Here is a 17,254-nt window from a genome sequence, read left to right on the forward strand (position 1 = left end):
CCTCCCAAGGAGAGCCTGGTCCATGTCTGGAAATCTGCGCTGGCGATTGGCCGTCATCGGTCTTGTGGCCTTTTTAGGCCTGATCTACACGTTGCCCTCCCTGGGGACGGTCAAACAGAGCTTTCTCGGCAAATTCCTGCCCGACGACGTCATCAGTCTTGGCCTTGACCTCAAGGGCGGCATCCACCTGACGCTCGGCGTTGACGTGGACAAGGCCCTGGCTAACTCCCTGAGCCAGATGGGCCGTGACATCCGCGACCAGGCCAAGGAGGACGGCATCGCCGTTCTGCGCCCCCAGTCCACGGCCGATGGCAAGCACCTGGAGCTCATCCTGGCCAGCGCCGACAAGCGTCAGGCCTTCGACGACATGCTGGCCAAGCATTTCAGCGTGCTCACCGTCAATAACGTGGAGAGCGACAAGGACGGCCGTTACCTCTACAAGCTTTCGTTCACGCCGCGCTACGCCGCCGAACAGGCCAAGCTCACCGTGGATCAGGCCGTCAAGACCATCCGCAACCGCATCGACGAATTCGGCGTGGCCGAGCCCGATATCCGCAAGCAGTCCGACAACCGCATCCAGATCCAGCTGCCCGGCCTGCACGATCCCGAACGGGCCATCAAACTCATCGGCAAGACCGCCCACCTTGAATTCAAGGTCGTGGACGACAACGCCGACCTGGACAAGGCGCAAAAAGGCCTGCTGCCGCCCGGCGACGAGCTCTCGGTGCTGCGCCACCGCAATCCCGACGGTTCGTACCTCGAACGTCCCATTGTGCTGCGAGCCGACGCGGTCATGACCGGCGAGAACATTTCCGACGCCCGGGCCAATTTCGACAACACCAACCGGGCCTACGTGGGCCTGTCCTTCACCCCGAGCGGCGCGCGCCAGTTCGAGCGCGTCACCGGCGAGAACGTGAAAAAGCGCCTGGCCATCGTGCTCGACGGCAAGGTCTATTCCGCCCCGACCATCCAGGAGAAGATCAGCGGCGGCCGCGCCAGCATCACCGGCAACTTCTCCACCGAGGAAGCCCGCGACCTGGCCATCGTGCTGCGCGCCGGCGCCTTGCCCGCACCCGTCAACATCCTTGAGCAGCGCAGCGTCGGTCCCTCCTTGGGGCAGGAATCCATCCAAAAGGGCGTCTATTCGGCCTTGATCGGCGGCATCATCGTCATCGCCTTCATGGTCGTCTATTACGGCGTGGCCGGGGCCGTGGCCGACATGGCGCTGCTTTTCAACCTCGTGCTCATCGTCGCGGGTCTGGCCGGCTTCGGCGCGACGCTTACCCTGCCGGGCATCGCCGGCATCATCCTCACCATCGGCATGGCCGTCGACGCCAATGTCATCATCTTCGAGCGCATCCGAGAGGAACTGCGCCTGGGGCTTTCGGCGCGCTCTGCCGTGGACGTGGGCTACAGCCGGGCGACGCTGACCATCCTTGACGCCAACGTCACCACGGTCATCGCGGCCATGGTGCTCTACCAGTTCGGCACGGGCCCCATCCGCGGTTTCGCCGTGACGCTCATCCTCGGCATCGTGGCCTCCATGTTCACGGCCATCTTCTTCACCCGCTTCCTGTTCGATCTGTGGCTGTCCCGGCGGCCGGCGGACGCGGGCATTCGCATCTGATCCGAAGGCCCCCGCAAGGGGGCCTTTTTGCTGTCGTTTGACCGAACTCCCCGGCATCCGTACACTGCGCGTGCTTTTCGTTGCGAGGTGATTTCGTGCCAAGGCGCGTCTTTTCTCCGTTCCTGTGGGGGCTTTTCGCCGTGGCCCTGCTGGGGGTCTTCCGGCCGTGCGAAGACGCCGTTGCCGGCGCGCGCGCCTTTACCATCGACGACATGCTGCGCGTGGCCATGTTCGATGAACTGTGTATCGCGTCCGATGGCAGTCGCCTCGCCTTCACCGTCACCCGCGCCGAAGGCGGCGACCTGCGCTCGCGGATCTACGTGGGCGACGCCGCCAAGGGCGTCGCCCATGTCGTTACGCCCGAAGACGCGCAGTGCGAAAAACCGCGTTTCTCGCCCGACGGCGCACGCCTGGCCTACCTCGTCCAGGGCGACGAGGACACGGACCTCATGCTGACGCGCCCGGACGCCGGCCACGCCAAACGGCTGCTGCACGGCCGGTTCGACATCGCGGACATGGCCTTTTCCCGGGACGGCAAGGCCCTGTTCCTGTCCATGGCCGCCCAGGCCAAGACCGCCAACTCCCGCCTCGACGGCTGCGACGCCGAGGTGGAGGTCCTCGACACCTTCGAGGGGAACACGGGTCTTTACCTGTTGCCCCTGACCGGCCATGCCGCGCCGCGCCTGGTCGTCGGCGACCGGGAAGTCGGGGGCTTTGCCGTCTCCCCGGACGGGCGGCGCGTGGCCTACGAGACCATGCCGCCGGACACGCCGCCGCGCGGCCGGCGCGGTGCGGCCGTGCCGGGCGGGGCGGTCGGCAGGGACGCCGCCCAAAGCGACATTGCCCTCGTGGACGTGGCCACGGGCAAGAGCGTGCTGCTTGCGGCAAGCGACGACTCCGAAACCACGCCGTGTTTTTCCCCGGACGGTGCGACCGTGGCCTATGTGGCCACGCAGGCCCCTGGATTTTATTATAGCGCCGCCCGGGTCATGCTCGTGCCGGCGGCCGGCGGCGCGCCCCACGCCTTGGCGCAAACGCCCAATGCCCGGCCCGAACTGCTCGGGTTTTCCGCGTCCGGCGACGCGGTCTACGTGCGCGAGGCCTCGGGCACCGGCGCGGTAATCCTCTCCCTGCCCGTAAACGGCGGCCCGCCGCGCCCGGTGTCGGACACGCCCCATGTCGTGTCGCAGGCGACGCTTGCCGCCTCGGGCAAGGCCCTGGCCTTCGTGCTCACGGACAGCGACCTGCCGCCCGAGGTCTACGTGAGCCCGGTGGGGCGGTTTGCTCCCCGGGCCGTGTCCGAGGTCAACAAGGCGTTTCGCGACTTCCGCCTGGCCAGGACCGAGGTGGTGCGTTGGCGCGCGCCGGACGGCGTCGAGATCGAGGGGCTCTACACCCATCCGGTCGAACCCGGCGAAGGTCCGCCGCCGCTGCTCGTCGAGCTGCACGGCGGCCCGGCCGTGGCTGCGGACCGGCAGTACCTCGGCGCGCTCAACTACTATCCCCTGGCGGTCTTCGGCGAGCGCGGCTACGCGCTTTTCCAGCCCAACGTCCGGGGCTCCGACGGCTACGGCGCACAATTCCGCAAGGCGAGCCTCGGCGACTGGGGCGGCAAGGATTTCGCCGACCTGCAAAGCGGCCTGGACGCGCTCATCGCCCGCAAGCTGGCCGATCCCGAACGCCTCGGCGTCATGGGCTGGAGCTACGGCGGCTACCTGACGGCCTGGGCCATCGGCCACACCGACCGCTTCAAGGCCGCGTCCGTCGGGGCCGGCATCACCAACCTCGTGAGCCAAAGCGGCAGCATGGACCTGCCGGACTTCATTCCGCTCTATTTCGGCGGCGAGGCCTACGAGCGCTTCGACGCCCTGTTCGACCACTCGCCGCTCAAATACGCCGCCGCCATCAAAACGCCCACGCTGTTCCAGCACGGCGTGGCCGACGAACGCGTGCCCTTCACGCAGTCGCTCGAGCTCTACACCGCGCTTTCCCGCCTCGGCGTCACTACGCGCCTGGCCGCCTATCCCCGCAGCGGCCACGACGTCACCGAGCCGGCGTTGATCCGCGACCTCATGACACGAAACCTCGACTGGTTCACCCGGTTCGTGCCTTCGGGACAGGCCGCCGCCGGCAAGCTGGCCGGCGATGCGCCGCTGCCGGCCCGGAACCCTTCCGGGTCCTGAGCCGTGGACCGTGCCATGGGTGCGCGCCGTCTTGCCTGCCTGATCGCCGTGTGGTGGCTGGCCGTGCTTTCGGCGGCGACAGCGGCGGCGCAGGAGGGCGATTCCCGCTTTACGACGAGCGTCACGGCGCGCTCCCTCGGCTTTGCCGGCATGCGCGAACCCTTAAGTTTCACTCCGTCCGCGGCGTTTACGGCCCAGCATCCGGGATGGACCCGGGACTGGTCCGAGCGCCGCCTTTATGCGAGCCTGGCCTACCGCCTCGTGGACGCGGACGCCGTGGCGCTTTCCCCCGGCTTTCACGTAGGCGTCGCCGTGGGCCGTTTCGAGGCCCGCAACAGGGGGCTTGGCTATTACGAAGCCTGGGACACGCGGCCGGCGTTTCTTTGGGGGCCTTCCTGCGAATTGCTGCTGCGCCGGCAGCGAGCAGGGGGACTTTTCGCGCGCCTGCGCTACGAGCTTTTCCTGGCCGCCGCGCCGGAAGGAGCCGAGGAGGTGCGCACCGCCTCGGGTACGGCCACGCCGCCTTCCGCCCGGGACGCGGTTTTCTCCTGGACGAGCCACGAGGCCACGGTCTCCGTGGGCTATGACCTCGGCAAGGCCTCTTTCGACGCCGGCGTCGCCCTGACCGCCTTTCGCCTGGACAAGCGCCTGAGCCATCACATCGACCCGGCCGGGGCCACGGGCAACGCCCTGGCCGCCATCCTGGCCCTGGACACCCAGACCAGCCGCTACGGCTACGAGCCGCAAAGCCTCGTTTCCCCGTATCTCTCCGCCACGTTCCGCCCCCTTGCCGGCTGCTCCCTGGGAGCCTCTTTGCGATTAAGCTCCCGGCCGGACATCGCCCTCCGCCTCGCCGTATCTTTTTAAGAAATTTTTTGATTGTTGTTCTGCGTACATTGTTTCTTGCGGAATTTCCTCTTTAAGTGTTACGATGTCCTCGTTGTTGTGAATTTCTGTGCCGCAAAAATACATTCTGCTGCCGATTCCTGTCGGCGACATCGCAAGGAGGCTTCATGACCCGCGCCATTTCCACCCTTTCCCTCGCCCTGACCGCGGTCCTGTGGGCCGGCCCGGCCCTGGCCCATTTCGGCATGGTCATTCCGTCCCAGGACGTGGTGACGGACAAGAACAAAGCCAAAATCGCCATCACTGTTTCCTTCTCCCATCCCATGGAAGGCAATGGCATGGACATGGCCAAGGCAAAGAGCTTCGGCGTCGTGGACGGCGGCAAGAAGACCGACCTGACCGCGACGCTCAAACCGGCCAAAGTCATGGACCATGCGGCCTGGACCGCGGAATACGAGTTCAAGCGGCCCGGCGTATCCACGTTTTTCGTGGTGCCCGAACCCTATTTCGAACCGGCCGAGGACAAGTACATCGAGCACCTGACCAAGGTCGTGGTGCCGTCCTTCGGCGAGGAGGAGGGGTGGAGCGAACCGGTCGGGCTTGCCGCCGAGATCGTTCCTCTGACCCGGCCCTTCGGCAACTACGTCGGCAACGTCTTCACGGGCAAGGTGCTCGTAGACGGCAAGCCCGCCGCGGGCGTCCCGGTCGAAGTGGAATTCTACAACAAGGACAAGGCCTACGAGGCCCCAAACGAGTACATGACCACGCAGGTCGTCACCACCGACGCCAATGGCGTGTTCAACTACGCCGTGCCGTTTGGCGGCTGGTGGGGCTTCGCGGCGTTGACCGACGCCCCGGAGACCATCGAGAAGGACGGCGCGGCCAAGAAGATCGAGCGCGGCGCCGTGCTCTGGGCCAAGTTTGTTGAACCCAAACGCAAGAAGAAGTAAGGCATTTCGGTTGCGGCGGGGACGTCGCCGTCCCCGCCGGGTCCTTGCCAGAGGCGAACGATGCATATCTCAGAAGGCGTATTGTCGGGGCCGGTACTGGCCGGAGGCTGGGCGCTGGCGGCCGGGGGCGTGGCGCTTGGGCTTAAGCGCGTGGATTACGACCGGCTCATGACCGTGGCCATCCTGTCGGCCGCATTTTTCGTGGCCTCGCTCGTCCATGTGCCCATCGGGCCGGTGAGCGTCCACCTCATCCTCAACGGCCTGCTCGGCGCGGTCCTCGGGCTCGCGGCCTTTCCGGCCATCTGCGTCGCCTTGCTGCTTCAGGCGTTGCTCTTCCAGTTCGGCGGACTCGTCGTCCTTGGCGTCAACACCGTGGACATGGCGTTGCCGGCCGTTGCCTGTGCGCTCGTTTTCGGGCCGATGTTGCGTGCCGGGGGCAAGGCGCGGCTTGTCGGCGCGTTTTGCTGCGGCTTTCTGGCCGTGCTCGGCGCGGGTTTGCTCACGGCCCTGGCCCTGGCCCTGTCGGGCGAAGCGTTTTTGACGACGGCCAAGCTCATTTTGCTCGCGCATGTTCCCATCATGTGCGCCGAGGGCGTGCTGACCGCCATGGTGGTGGGGTTTCTGGCCAAGGTACGCCCGGAGATGCTCACTTCTTCGGGGCTGGCCGGGTAGGGTTCCCCCGGGAGGCTCTTATGTGGAGAAATTTCGTGCATGCGTGTTGCGTCGCGGCGGGGCTATTGTGCCTCACGGTGGCGCATGGGGCGTATGCCCATCGCGTCAATGTCTTCGCCTATGTCGAAGGCGATACGGTGCATGTGGAATGCAGCTACAGCCGTTCTGACCGCGTGCGCTTCGGCGAGATCGATGTGACGAACGCTGCCAACGGCCAGAGCTACCTGACCGGGAAGACGGACGAGCAGGGCAACTTCTCCTTCGTCGTTCCCGAGGCCGCGCGTAATGCCAAGGCCGATCTGCGTATTCTGCTCAAGGCCGGCGAAGGCCACCAGAACGACTGGACCGTAAAATACGACGAATACGCGGCCGCCGCGACGTCGCCTCCGGCACAGCCCGAGGCCGCTGCGGCTGTGCCCGTGGCTGCGCCGCCGCTGTCTCAGGCACCCGCAGCCGCATCGGCGGGAAAAGCCACGCCTGCCGCCAGCCCGCCAACGGCTGTCGCGCCTGCGGACACGGCCGCCATGCGCGCCATGCTGGAGATGACCGTGGAGGCGGCGGTGGAAAAAAAGATCGCCCCCATTCGCAAGATGCTCCTGGACGAGAAGGAAAGGGGGCCTGGGCTTGCCGAGATCGTCGGCGGCATCGGCTGGCTCGTGGGCATCGCCGGCCTGATTGCCTACGTGAAGAGCCGCCACGGCAAGAACGCATGATCGACGAACCACTTTCCCGGGGGCCGAGCCCCGTGCACCGGCGCGATCCCCGTTTCCGGCTCGTCGCCTGCCTGACGCTCTCCCTTGTCGCCGCACTGGCCGCACATCCCGGCACGCCGCTCGTCATCCTGGCCGCCGGCTTGGTGATGACCGGCCTTGCCCGGCTGCCTCTGGGCCTGGTCGCGCGCCGGTTCGCGGCGGTCAACGCCTTTGTGGCGTTTCTTTGGCTCGTGCTGCCGGTTACGACCCCCGGGGTTGCCGCCACAGCCGCGTTTCACGGCATCGCCGCGACCAGGGAGGGCGTCGCCCTGGCCACGCTCATCACGCTCAAGGCCAACGCGGTTTTCTTCTGCGTCCTGTCGCTTCTGGCCACGATTCCGGCCCCGGCTTTGGGCGGGGCGCTGCGGGCCGTGGGCGTGCCGGACAAGTTCGCATTTCTCTTTCTTTTCACGTATCGCTATTTGCACGTCATCAATGAGGAATATGACCGGCTGGCGACGGCGGCGCGCCTTCGGGGCTTCGCGTCGGCCACGACGCTTCACGCCTACCGCACGTATGCCGCGCTGGTGGCCATGGTGCTGGTGCGCGCCTACGACCGCTCGCGCCGGGTCTACCAGGCCATGCTGCTGCGGGGGTTTTCCGGCCGGTTCGCAAGCCTGGACGGGTATCGCGCCGGACGCGGCGACCTTGCCTTCCTGCTTGCCGCCCTGGCCCTGGCCGTGGCCGGCGGCGCGCTGGAACTGACTTTTCGGAGGGGACATGTCTGAACCGCTGCTCGCCCTGACCGGGGTGCGCTATCTCTATCCCGGCACGGCGCGTCCGGTGCTCGACGGCGTGGACTTCGCCTTTCGCCCGGGCGAGCGCATCGGGCTTTTCGGCCCCAACGGTTCGGGCAAGACAACGCTTCTGCACGTAATGATGGGGCTTTTGCGGCCCGACGCCGGGGAGGTGCGCTTCAAGGGCGCGCTTGCCGTCACGGAGAAGGATTTCCGGGCCGTGCGGCGCGGCATCGGGCTTTTGCTGCAAAACGCCGACGACCAGATCATCTACCCCACGGTCCTCGACGACGTGGCCTTCGGGCCGCTCAACTGCGGTCTGTCCCCGCACGAGGCCCGGGACAAGGCCGAGGCCACGCTTGCGCTGCTGGGTCTCGAGGGATTCGGCCCGCGTCTGTCCCATCGGCTCTCCGGCGGCGAAAAGAAACTCGTCTCCCTGGCCGGGGTGCTGGCCATGGAGCCCGAGGCCCTGTTCCTGGACGAGCCCACCAACGGCCTGGACCCGGAAACGCGCGAGCGCATCGTGTCCATCCTGGAGCACCTGGGCAAGCCATGCATCGTCATTTCCCACGACTGGGACTTTCTGGTCCAGGCGACGGACGTCTATTACAGCATCGAGCAGGGCAAGCTCTGCCGCAACCCCGATTTCGTACCGCACCGCCACGTACACGTCCATCCCCTGGGCGACCACGCCCATCATCATCACAGCTGAGCCTTCCCGCAACGAAAAACGCCGTCCGCGCTTCGGCGTGGACGGCGTCCCAATACGCACCCCCAACTTGGAGTTGGGGAAGAATTCTTCCGCTTATCTGTCGTAAGGTTTTCCCTTTCGGGAGGTCCGGGAGGGGCTTCGCTCTTCCTGGCCGCCGGAAGCGCCTCCCCCCTCAACCCTTCCCCTCAGCCCGCACCCCCCGATCAATCGAGACCGAGCTGGGCGAGAAGGTCGTCGACTTCGCCTTGTTTGACCTTGGTCTGCGGCCCCTTGAGTTCCGAAACCTTCTGTTTGACCTCGGCCTGGAGAACCTCCATGTCCTTTTCCGGCGCTTCGGCCCAGGCCTTCATTTGCAGGCCCGTGGACAGGTAGAGGTCGAGCACGATCTGTTCGACCTTCTTGATGGCCTCGATGATGCGTTTGATGCGCTGGCCGGTGAGATCTTGGAAGCTCAAGGTGGTCATGATGCGCATGAGGTCGTCGCCGAGGGCGGCGTTCCCCACGCGAAGTCTGGCCACGGCCTCGGGCGCGGCCTGTCCTTTTTCCAGGGCGTCCAGGTCGCCTGCGGCGCGCGCCTGCAGGTCCATGTGCTTCTCGACGATGTCCATGATTTCGGTGGTGGCCGATTCCGTGGTCTGGAGGATCTTGTCGAGCTGCTGGGCGGCTTCCTGAAAGAGCAGGTCGGCCTGCTGGCGGTCGCCGCGCGGGGTGTGGCCGTTTTCCGTTTTGGCGGCCTTGTTGATTTCCTTGTAGATGTCCTGGAGCCCTTCGCGCATTTCCTGGTTGAGGCGCTGGTGGAACTCGCTTTCGAGGAGCGCGCGGGAAAGTGTCTTGGCCACTTCGCGTTCGATGGTGGCGCTTATGCTGTCGCGCAGGTCCGGGACAACCTCATGCAGGATCTTTTCCAGCAGCCGTTCCACCAGTTCTTCGTCGTTGACCATAAGCGCTCAGTCCCATTTTTTGCCGCGCAGGTCGTCGCGCTGGCTTTGAAAGACGAATTGCACGATGCTTTCCAGGTCGCGTTCACGGATGCGCGTGAAGTCCAGGGCGTATTCCGTGGCGCCGTCCTGAAGCGGGTCCATGCGGATGATGCGCCCAACCGCGCCGGCCATGCGCAGAGGAAAGCGCGCCAGGACGATGATCGCCTCCACATACTGCTCCAGGGCCAGTTCCGTCTGCGTGATGAAGCGGATGCCCGCGCCGCTGATCTCGATGATGCTGATGGTCACCGGGAACTCGGCGGCCAGCTCGTCGCGGCGTTGCAGGGAAAGCAACATGTCGAGCTTGGTGTCGATGGAGCACAGCAGGCTGTAGAGCCCCTCGCTCATGCCGGCTTCGCGCGCGTCGTAGGGGTTGAGGCTCTGGGAGCCGTAAAAGGGGACCTCCCGGAAGACCTGCATGTCGTCGGGTCCGGGCATCAGGCGCAGATGCCCGGACAGACGCGTGGGGATGCGCATGAAGGCGCGTTTTTCTTCCACGGGATCTCCTTGCGCGTGTTACATGACGCCGTTTTCCAGCAGGATGTCCATGGCCGCCACCGGGCACACCTTGGTGCACATGCCACAGGCCGAGCAGGCCTCGTCGTCGAATATCACGAGGCGGGTTTCGATATCGAGCGACAGGGCCTTGGTCGGACACAGCGCCGTGCACACGCCGCAGTGGATGCAGCTGTCCTCGTCGCGGGAGATGCGGTGGGCGGCGGGGGTCACGCCGATGCCCTGGTCGCGCAGGTAGTTTAGGCCCGCTTCGAAGGCCTCGGCCGGGCCGGACAGTTCGAGGGTCATCTGTCCCTCGTGGCGCGGGGTGATCTGCGCCTTGAGGATGCTGAAGTCCAGGCCGTAGACCCGGGCCAGGTCGCAGACCACGGGCTTGTTCGAGCTTTCCGGCGGAAAGGTCAGGTAGACGACCTTGCGCTGTTTTTTTTCAGAAGAGGCTTGCATAGGGAAACAGGCGCTCCTTGCGGTGCTACTTGGGCATCATGGTTTTGGCCCTGGCGGCGAAGGCGGAGTCGGGATACTTGTCGATGACTTCCTTAAACGACAGCTTGGCCGCACCGGCGTTGCCGAGCTTGGAGAACGCCACGCCGCGCTTGAACAGCGCATCGGCGTGTTTGGCGCTCTTGGGGTATTTCTCGATCACTTCCTGATAGGACAGGGCGGCGTTGGCGAAATCGCCGAGCTGGAAATAGCATTCGCCCATCCAGAACAGGGCGTTCGGCATCAGCGGGCTCGATTTGAAGTTGCGGCCGAACTCCTGGAAGATGCCGAGCGCTTCCTGGTACTGGCGGGCGTTGAAGCTGGCCAGTCCCTTGGCGTAGACGGCGTCGGCGGGATTTTGCGCCGTTGACGGCTGCGCGGCGGGCTGCGCGGCCGGTTGCGCGGCCGGGGCGGCGGGCTGCGCAGGGGCAGCCTGCGCTCCGTAGCCGGTCGGGTTGTAGGGCGGTATTTCCGGCTCGTCGTCGGGGCCGGCGCCGCCGGGGGTGGCCTGGGAACCGGCATAGCCTTGCTGGGCCTGACCGTAGCCGCCCTGGGCCTGGCCGTAGCCGCCTTGCGGCTGCGCAGTGCCGGCCTGAGGCTGGGCGTAGCCTTGCTGGGCCTGACCGTAGCCGCCCTGCGCCTGAGCATAGCCGCCTTGCGCCTGCACGGCGGGGGCTTGCGGCGCGGCGGCGGCCTGTGCGCCGCCCTGGTTGCCCAGGTCGATGGCGAGCTGGGAGGCCATGCGGTTCACGTTGCCTTCGAGCCGCGCCACGCGGCCGGCCAGTTCGGGATCGTTCTTGTTGGCCTGGACCTGTTGGGAAAGCTCTTCGACCTTGGCGTTGATGCGACGGAGTTCGCCCTTGGTGTTTTCCAGTTCGGCCCACATGTCCGCGGGCGTGTTGAGCGGCGCGGGCGTCTTGGGGGCGGGCGCGCAGCCGCCGATGAGGGCGGCGGTCAGCGCGGCGGCCAGGATGGACGTATTGCGGGAGCGGGTCTTCATGACGGCTTGCGACCTCGTTTGCGGCCCCAGATCAGATATGCCAGCCCTCCCAGCAGGGGGACGAAGATGGCCAGGAGGAACCAGAACATCTTTTCCAGGTGGGTTGGAAACTCGCGGTGGAAACTTTGCCATATCGCGATGTAATTGGGAAGGATCGCCAGGAGCAAAACACCGGCCAGCATGGCGAGCTGGCCGGCGGTCAGGGGCGGCAGTTCGGGCAGGAGCGGCATCGGAAACCTCGCGGAAAGGCGGCGCGGCCAGGGGCCGGTTATTTGTCCGAAGAAGGGCGGCGCATGCGGTAAAACGCCGCAAGCAGGCCGAGCGAGCCGAGGAAGATGGCGATGTCCGCCACGTTGAACGCCGGCCAGTGGTAGCTTTTCCAGTAGAAATCCAGGAAGTCCACGACCTCGCCGGTGCGGACGCGGTCGATGAGGTTGCCGATGGCTCCGCCCAGGATGCTGCCCAGGGAAAGGATGAGCAGCGTGTCGCCGTCCCGGGCCATGCGCAGCAGGTGGAAGATGATGAGCACGGCCAGGGCCGTGGCCGCGAAGAAGAAATAGGTCTGCCACTGGATGTCGGAGCGGTTCAAAAAGCCGAACGCCGCGCCGCGGTTTAACACGTAGACGATGTTGAAAAAGCCCGGGATGACCGGCTTGGTCGTGTAGAGCACCAAGTGGTGCTGTATCCAGGTCTTGACGACCTGGTCCAGGACGATCAGCAACAACGCCAGGGGGAGGGCGATCTTGAAACTGCGGCGCATGTCCTAGAGTCCTTGCGCTTTAAGTACGGCGGCGCAGCGTGGGCACAGGTCCGGATGCCCGGCCGATGCACCGAGTTCCTCGCTGTAGATCCAGCAACGGCCGCATTTGCCGCCGGGGGCCCGGGCCACGCCGACGAAAGCGCCCGGGACGGCCTCGCAGGGCGTGGCGTCGGCCGGGGCATCGGCGGCTTTGGCCAGGCTGGCCTTGGACACGATGAACACCTCGCGCAGGTCCATGTCCAGTGAGGACACAGCGGCGTGGATGTCTTCCGGCAGGTAGAGCGTGACGGCCGTCTCCAGGGAATGGCCGATTTCGCCGGCCTTGCGTTTGGGCTCGATGGCCCGCGTCACTTCGCCGCGAAGTGTGGCCACCATGTCCAGGCGCTCGCGCATGGCGGCGTCGAGGGCCCAGGACGCGGCGTCGAGCGGCGGCAGCATGAAGACCGAGGCCCCGTCGCCGCGCTGGCAGGCCGGCGTGTGGCGGAAGACCTCTTCGGCCGTAAACGACAGGATGGGGGCCATCTGGCGCATGAGCACGAGCAGGATGCGCCACAGGGCCGCCTGGGCCGAGCGGCGCTCGAGGCTGTCCGTGGCCGAAACGTACAGACGGTCCTTTAAGATATCGAGGTAAAAGGCCGACAGGTCCGTGACGCACAGGTTGTGCAGGGCGTGGAAGACCTTGTGGAACTCGTAGGCGGCGTAGGCCTCGTCCATGCGGGCGAGCTCCCGGGCGGCCGTGTCCAGGGCGTAGCGGTCGAGCGGCAGCATGTCCGCCGGGGTCACGTCGTTAGCCGCCGGGTCGAAGTCGGACAGGTTGCCGAGGATGAAGCGGCAGGTGTTGCGGATGCGGCGATAGGCCTCCACCAGGCGGGAGAGGATCTCGTCGGAGATGCGGATGTCGTCGCGGTAGTCCACGGCCGACGTCCACAGGCGCAGGATGTCCGCGCCGTGCTTGTCGATGATTTCCTGCGGCTCCATGCCGTTGCCAAGCGACTTCGACATCTTGCGGCCCTCGCCGTCCACCACGTAGCCGTGGGTGAGAACTTGGCGGTAGGGCGCGACGCCGCGCGTGCCGAGGGCGGCCAAAAGCGAACTGTGGAACCAGCCCCGGTGCTGGTCCGAGCCCTCGAGATACATGTCGGCCGGGAAGGCCAGCTCCGGGCGCTTTTCGAGCACGGCGGCGAAGCTCGTGCCCGAGTCGAACCAGACGTCGAGGATGTCCGTTTCCTTGCGCCAGTGCGTGCCGCCGCAGGTCGGGCAGGTGAGCCCGGCGGGCACGATGTCGGCCAGGTCCGCCTCGAACCAGTAATCGCAGCCGCGCTCGTGGCCGGCGAACTTCTCCGCCACGGAACGCATCCAGGCTGGGTCGTTGTAGGCCGTGTCGCAGGATTCGCAGATGAGCGCGAGGATCGGCACGCCCCAGGTGCGTTGGCGCGAGATGCACCAGTCCGGGCGGCCGGCGATCATGTTGTGGATGCGTTCCTTGCCCCAGGCCGGAATCCACTCCACGTCGTTTTCGATGGCGGCCAGGGCGCGTCCGCGCAGGTCGTTTTCTTCCATGGAAATGAACCACTGGGTCGTGGCCCGGAAGATGACCGGCTCCTTGCAGCGCCAGCAGTGGGGATAGGAGTGGCGGATCTTGCGCTCGGCGAGCAGATGGCCGACTTCCTTGAGCTTTTCGATGACCTTGGGGTTGGCCTCCCAGACGGTGAGCCCGGCGAAATAGGGCACGACGTCGAGGAAGCGGCCGGCGTCGTCCATGGGCGAAAGGATGTCGAGGCCGTTGCGCAGGCCCGTGTCGTAGTCCTCGCGGCCGTGCCCGGGCGCGGTGTGCACGAGGCCCGTGCCGGCGTCGAGGGTCACGTAGTCGGCGGTGACGATGGGCGAGGGCCGGTCGTAGAAGGGGTGGCGCGCGGCAAGGCCTTCCAGGGCCGCGCCTTTGGCCTCGGCCAGGACCGTGGCGTCCGCCCAGTCGAAGAGCTCGCGCACGCTTTCGAGCAGTTCCCGGGCCAGCACGTACTGGCTGTCGCCCGCGGCGACGAGGGCGTAGTCGAACTCGGGATGCGCGGCCACGGCCATGTTGTCGGGCAGGGTCCAGGGCGTGGTCGTCCAGATGACGGCGTAGGCCCTGGCCGGGTCGGCCATGGGAAAAATAGCCTTGAGTTTCGGGTCGGGCAGGGGGAAGCGCACGAAGACCGAGGGCGAGGTCTCGTCGGCGTATTCCACCTCGGCCTCGGCCAGGGCGGTCTTGCAGGACAGGCACCAGTGGATGGGTTTCTTGCCCCGGTAGACCGAGCCCTTTTCCACGAAATCGCACAGAGCCAGGGCCGTGGCCGATTCGTAGGAGGGGCGCATGGTGAGGTAGGGGTCGTCCCAGTCGCCGAAGACGCCCAGGCGCTTGAATTCCTTGCGCTGGATATCGACGAATTTGGTGGCATAGTCCCGGCACAGGCGGCGCACGGTGACCGCGGGCAGATTCTCCTTGCCCTTGGCCTTGAGCTCCTGGGACACCTTGTGCTCGATGGGGAGCCCGTGGCAGTCCCAGCCCGGGACGTAGGGGGCTTGCCGGCCCGCCATGTGGCGCGATTTGACGATGATATCCTTTAGAATCTTGTTGAGCGCATGCCCCATGTGCAGGTGGCCGTTGGCGTAGGGCGGGCCGTCGTGGAGCACGTAGCGTCCGGCGTTCTCGCGGGCGGCGAGCATCTTGCCGTACACGTCGTTCTCGGCCCAGAATTTGAGGGTTTCCGGTTCCTTTTCCCTGAGGTTGGCCTTCATGGGAAAGGAGGTCTGGGGCAGCTTCAAGGTCTTTTTATAGTCGGTGCTCATGGGGATCGGGTCCTTGGCTTGTGCGCGCGTGTGTCGCGGCGTGCGATGCCGGAGAAACCGCCTGTTTGAAACAAGGCGCGGGGGAAGTCAAGGAAGGCGCCACTCTGGCCCGCAGGCGCGAGCCGGAGTGGCGCGGCGGGCTACGGGGTCATGCCCAGGTAGAGGTCGTTTAGCGTCTCGAAGAGCTTGACCCGGGTTTCCTCGAATTGCCGCATGAGGTCCTCGGCGGCCCGGATTTTCCCCTGTGCGGCCAATTCGGCGATGGCGCGGGCCAGGGTGTGGACGCGCTCATGGTGTACGCCGATTTCCTTGAACTTCGCATTGCCGCCATACGCCCCCAGCCCCTCTCCGTCGTACCATTTGCCGAACTGGCACTGGTGGTGGTCGGAGACCTGGGAGACGTCGAGTCGGGCATGGCCCAGGATGGCGGACTCGAGGCGGGCGCGCCAGGCGAGATGCGCCGTTTTGACGGCCGCGACGTCGAAAGGCGGCTTGCCCAGACGAAACGCTCCCATCTGTTGCGACAGGTATTCCGTCAGCTGACTCAGTTCCCTCGAGCCGGAATTGACCTGCTGGGTGCCGCCGGCCATGACGCCGATGTGCGCGGCAACGGTTGCGGCCCGTTCGGAAATGGCGCGGGTGGCCTCGCGCCCGGCAGCGGCGCGCTCGCGCATCTTCGCCGCGTTGCGGGCGGTATTGGTCAGGTTCTGGGCGATTTCCGCCGTGGCCTGGGAGTGCTCCTCGGTGGCGCTCGAACTCGCGAACACCATGTCCTTGAGTTCCACGACGGTTCCGGTGATGGCCCCGACCTCGCGGCTGCTGTCGCGCATGGCCTGCATGAGGCTTTCGGTTTCGGCGATTTGCCCTTCGGCCAGACGCATGCTTTCTTCGATGGCGGTCACGGCCTGTTCCGTGGCGTTCTGGTTGTTGCGGGCCATGGACTGTATGGACTTGATCGACGTCTCCACGTCCTTGGTGGCGGCCATGGTTTTTTCGGCAAGCTTGCGCACTTCGTCGGCGACCACGGCGAAGCCTCGGCCCGATTCGCCCGCCCTGGCCGCTTCGATGGCTGCGTTTAGGGCCAGCAGGTTGGTCTGGTCGGCGATGTCGGCGATCACGCCCAGGATCGCGCCGATGGACTGGCTGTCGCGGCCGAGGGCGTCCATGTCCTGCTTGAGCGTGAGGGCTTGTCCGCGGACTGCGGCGATGGAGGCGCTGACCTGCCGCAATCCGGCCACGCCGCCCGCGGCGCGGGAGCCGAGGGTTTCGATGCGGTCGGCGTTGTCCCTGGCGGCCTGGGCGGCGCGTTCGGCGGCAAGGCTGGCGTGTTCCATGTTCTCGGCGATTTCGCTGCTGGCCTGACGCATCTGTTCCACGGCGGCGGCGATATCCGACGTGTTGTCGGCGACCTCCGTGGCTGCTGTGTCCATATGGTCCATTTCGTCGGCCAGGCGTCCGGCGTCGCTGTCAATGGCGTCGGCGTCGGCTTTGGCGGTCAGGGCTTTTGCGTTGCTTTGTTCGGAAAGCGCGATGAATTCCCGTGAAAAGGCCGCGATGGTATCCACCGCATTCCTGTTGTTGACGAGAAACGTCCGGGTGCGCGCGAATGCCGCCGTCGGGGCTGCGGGGGAAGAAGAAAGCAGGTCGCCCTCGGCCAGGGACCGCAGGGCGACGTTTTCCGCCTCGGCCTGGCGGGACAGGGGAAGGATGCGTCGCACGTAATGCCAGGCAACGGCCAGGGCGAAAACGCTCCAGCCGGCGGCCAGGGCGGGCAGTAGCCACGGGGCGTCGGCTAGAACTCCGGGATGCAGGGATAAAAAGAGCGTCAGTCCCCAGTCGAGCAGCAAGAGGCTGAAAAGTGGAAACGAACCAATGGAGACGACCCTGATACGAGACGGGTTGGCCATGCGGATTCCTCTTATTGGTAAACAGATTGAGGAACGAGGAGGAAGAGTAGGCGCGCGACACATGAAGAACATCCTGTGCAAAAAAGCACAGTGTCGCATGCGCAAGAGCCGTAGATAGCGTTTCGTGTTGTGGTTGGAAAGTTGGCTGGGGCTTCATTCTCATAGTATCGGTATAGAAAACCCCCTTGGCGTGTCAAGGCCGTTGCACCGGAAACCGGATGCTGCTGTATGAAAAAAACGCTGGATCGTATGCGACGGCGTAAAAAAAGGCCGCCCGTGCGTCCACGGGCGGCCGGCGTATCT

16 protein-coding genes are annotated in these 17,254 nt (G+C 65.9%); 8 read left to right on the forward strand and 8 right to left on the reverse strand.

What is annotated here, in order from left to right; all coding sequences use genetic code 11:
- Positions 1-22: 22 nt before the first annotated feature.
- The 8 genes from secD to Q368_RS0109535 all read left to right on the forward strand — a co-directional run bounded on the left by secD (position 23) and on the right by Q368_RS0109535 (position 8,479).
- Positions 23-1,627: a protein translocase subunit SecD gene (gene secD / locus Q368_RS0109500; protein ID WP_029458833.1), complete on the forward strand. Its 1,605-nt coding sequence runs from the start codon at positions 23-25 to the stop codon at positions 1,625-1,627.
- 95 nt (positions 1,628-1,722) lie between these two features.
- Positions 1,723-3,810 (forward strand): S9 family peptidase, encoded by a 2,088-nt coding sequence (locus Q368_RS0109505; RefSeq protein WP_245611313.1) that lies wholly within the window; start codon positions 1,723-1,725, stop codon positions 3,808-3,810.
- Positions 3,811-3,825: 15 nt separating this feature from the next.
- On the forward strand, positions 3,826-4,677 hold the full coding sequence (locus Q368_RS0109510; protein ID WP_052360093.1) for a hypothetical protein: 852 nt from the start codon (positions 3,826-3,828) through the stop codon (positions 4,675-4,677).
- Positions 4,678-4,823: 146 nt separating this feature from the next.
- A complete protein-coding gene (locus Q368_RS0109515; RefSeq protein WP_029458836.1) occupies positions 4,824-5,606 on the forward strand; it encodes a DUF4198 domain-containing protein in 783 nt (260 codons plus the stop codon).
- 60 nt (positions 5,607-5,666) lie between these two features.
- Positions 5,667-6,278 carry a cobalt transporter CbiM gene (cbiM, locus tag Q368_RS0109520; RefSeq protein ID WP_029458837.1) on the forward strand — a complete coding sequence of 204 codons (612 nt, stop codon included), beginning with the start codon at positions 5,667-5,669 and terminating at the stop codon, positions 6,276-6,278.
- Positions 6,279-6,313: 35 nt separating this feature from the next.
- Entirely contained in the window at positions 6,314-6,991 is a 678-nt protein-coding gene (locus tag Q368_RS0109525; protein WP_245611314.1) for a hypothetical protein, read from the forward strand.
- On the forward strand, positions 6,988-7,758 hold the full coding sequence (cbiQ, locus tag Q368_RS0109530; protein ID WP_029458839.1) for a cobalt ECF transporter T component CbiQ: 771 nt from the start codon (positions 6,988-6,990) through the stop codon (positions 7,756-7,758). The genes Q368_RS0109525 and cbiQ overlap by 4 nt, the downstream gene beginning before the upstream one ends.
- Complete coding sequence (locus Q368_RS0109535) at positions 7,751-8,479, forward strand: energy-coupling factor ABC transporter ATP-binding protein (protein ID WP_029458840.1); 729 nt, start codon at positions 7,751-7,753, stop codon at positions 8,477-8,479. The genes cbiQ and Q368_RS0109535 overlap by 8 nt, the downstream gene beginning before the upstream one ends.
- A 203-nt stretch (positions 8,480-8,682) precedes the next feature.
- Here Q368_RS0109535 and Q368_RS0109540 read toward each other — a convergent pair whose 3' ends face one another.
- The 8 genes from Q368_RS0109540 to Q368_RS0109575 form a co-directional block, all read right to left on the reverse strand.
- A complete protein-coding gene (locus Q368_RS0109540; RefSeq protein ID WP_029458841.1) occupies positions 8,683-9,420 on the reverse strand; it encodes a protein phosphatase CheZ in 738 nt (245 codons plus the stop codon).
- A 6-nt stretch (positions 9,421-9,426) separates the two neighbouring features.
- On the reverse strand, positions 9,427-9,957 hold the full coding sequence (locus tag Q368_RS0109545) for a PilZ domain-containing protein (protein ID WP_029458842.1): 531 nt from the start codon (positions 9,955-9,957) through the stop codon (positions 9,427-9,429).
- A gap of 18 nt (positions 9,958-9,975) precedes the next feature.
- On the reverse strand, positions 9,976-10,419 hold the full coding sequence (locus Q368_RS0109550; protein ID WP_029458843.1) for an NIL domain-containing protein: 444 nt from the start codon (positions 10,417-10,419) through the stop codon (positions 9,976-9,978).
- 25 nt (positions 10,420-10,444) lie between these two features.
- Positions 10,445-11,455: a tol-pal system protein YbgF gene (ybgF, locus tag Q368_RS0109555; RefSeq protein WP_029458844.1), complete on the reverse strand. Its 1,011-nt coding sequence runs from the start codon at positions 11,453-11,455 to the stop codon at positions 10,445-10,447.
- Entirely contained in the window at positions 11,452-11,685 is a 234-nt protein-coding gene (locus Q368_RS0109560; protein WP_029458845.1) for a PLDc N-terminal domain-containing protein, read from the reverse strand. The genes ybgF and Q368_RS0109560 overlap by 4 nt, the downstream gene beginning before the upstream one ends.
- Before the next feature lie 38 nt (positions 11,686-11,723).
- Positions 11,724-12,215: a signal peptidase II gene (lspA, locus tag Q368_RS0109565; protein WP_029458846.1), complete on the reverse strand. Its 492-nt coding sequence runs from the start codon at positions 12,213-12,215 to the stop codon at positions 11,724-11,726.
- Between the two features lie 3 nt (positions 12,216-12,218).
- Positions 12,219-15,044 (reverse strand): isoleucine--tRNA ligase, encoded by a 2,826-nt coding sequence (ileS, locus tag Q368_RS0109570; RefSeq protein ID WP_029458847.1) that lies wholly within the window; start codon positions 15,042-15,044, stop codon positions 12,219-12,221.
- 140 nt (positions 15,045-15,184) lie between these two features.
- On the reverse strand, positions 15,185-16,951 hold the full coding sequence (locus Q368_RS0109575) for a methyl-accepting chemotaxis protein (RefSeq protein WP_029458848.1): 1,767 nt from the start codon (positions 16,949-16,951) through the stop codon (positions 15,185-15,187).
- Positions 16,952-17,254: the final 303 nt, after the last annotated feature.

This window comes from Solidesulfovibrio alcoholivorans DSM 5433, assembly GCF_000702665.1.
Taxonomy (GTDB): domain Bacteria; phylum Desulfobacterota; class Desulfovibrionia; order Desulfovibrionales; family Desulfovibrionaceae; genus Solidesulfovibrio; species Solidesulfovibrio alcoholivorans.

Bases quoted from the DNA above. Each gene is read 5' to 3' on its own strand.
- secD (WP_029458833.1), top strand. From the start codon at position 23: ATGTCTGGAAATCTGCGCTGGCGATTGGCCGTCATCGGTCTTGTGGCC.
- cbiM (WP_029458837.1), top strand. From the start codon at position 5,667: ATGCATATCTCAGAAGGCGTATTGTCGGGGCCGGTACTGGCCGGAGGC.
- lspA (WP_029458846.1), bottom strand. From the start codon at position 12,215: ATGCGCCGCAGTTTCAAGATCGCCCTCCCCCTGGCGTTGTTGCTGATC.
- Q368_RS0109510 (WP_052360093.1), top strand. From the start codon at position 3,826: ATGGGTGCGCGCCGTCTTGCCTGCCTGATCGCCGTGTGGTGGCTGGCC.
- Q368_RS0109535 (WP_029458840.1), top strand. From the start codon at position 7,751: ATGTCTGAACCGCTGCTCGCCCTGACCGGGGTGCGCTATCTCTATCCC.
- cbiQ (WP_029458839.1), top strand. From the start codon at position 6,988: ATGATCGACGAACCACTTTCCCGGGGGCCGAGCCCCGTGCACCGGCGC.
- Q368_RS0109515 (WP_029458836.1), top strand. From the start codon at position 4,824: ATGACCCGCGCCATTTCCACCCTTTCCCTCGCCCTGACCGCGGTCCTG.
- ybgF (WP_029458844.1), bottom strand. From the start codon at position 11,455: ATGAAGACCCGCTCCCGCAATACGTCCATCCTGGCCGCCGCGCTGACC.
- Q368_RS0109550 (WP_029458843.1), bottom strand. From the start codon at position 10,419: ATGCAAGCCTCTTCTGAAAAAAAACAGCGCAAGGTCGTCTACCTGACC.
- Q368_RS0109540 (WP_029458841.1), bottom strand. From the start codon at position 9,420: ATGGTCAACGACGAAGAACTGGTGGAACGGCTGCTGGAAAAGATCCTG.
- Q368_RS0109560 (WP_029458845.1), bottom strand. From the start codon at position 11,685: ATGCCGCTCCTGCCCGAACTGCCGCCCCTGACCGCCGGCCAGCTCGCC.
- ileS (WP_029458847.1), bottom strand. From the start codon at position 15,044: ATGAGCACCGACTATAAAAAGACCTTGAAGCTGCCCCAGACCTCCTTT.
- Q368_RS0109575 (WP_029458848.1), bottom strand. From the start codon at position 16,951: ATGGCCAACCCGTCTCGTATCAGGGTCGTCTCCATTGGTTCGTTTCCA.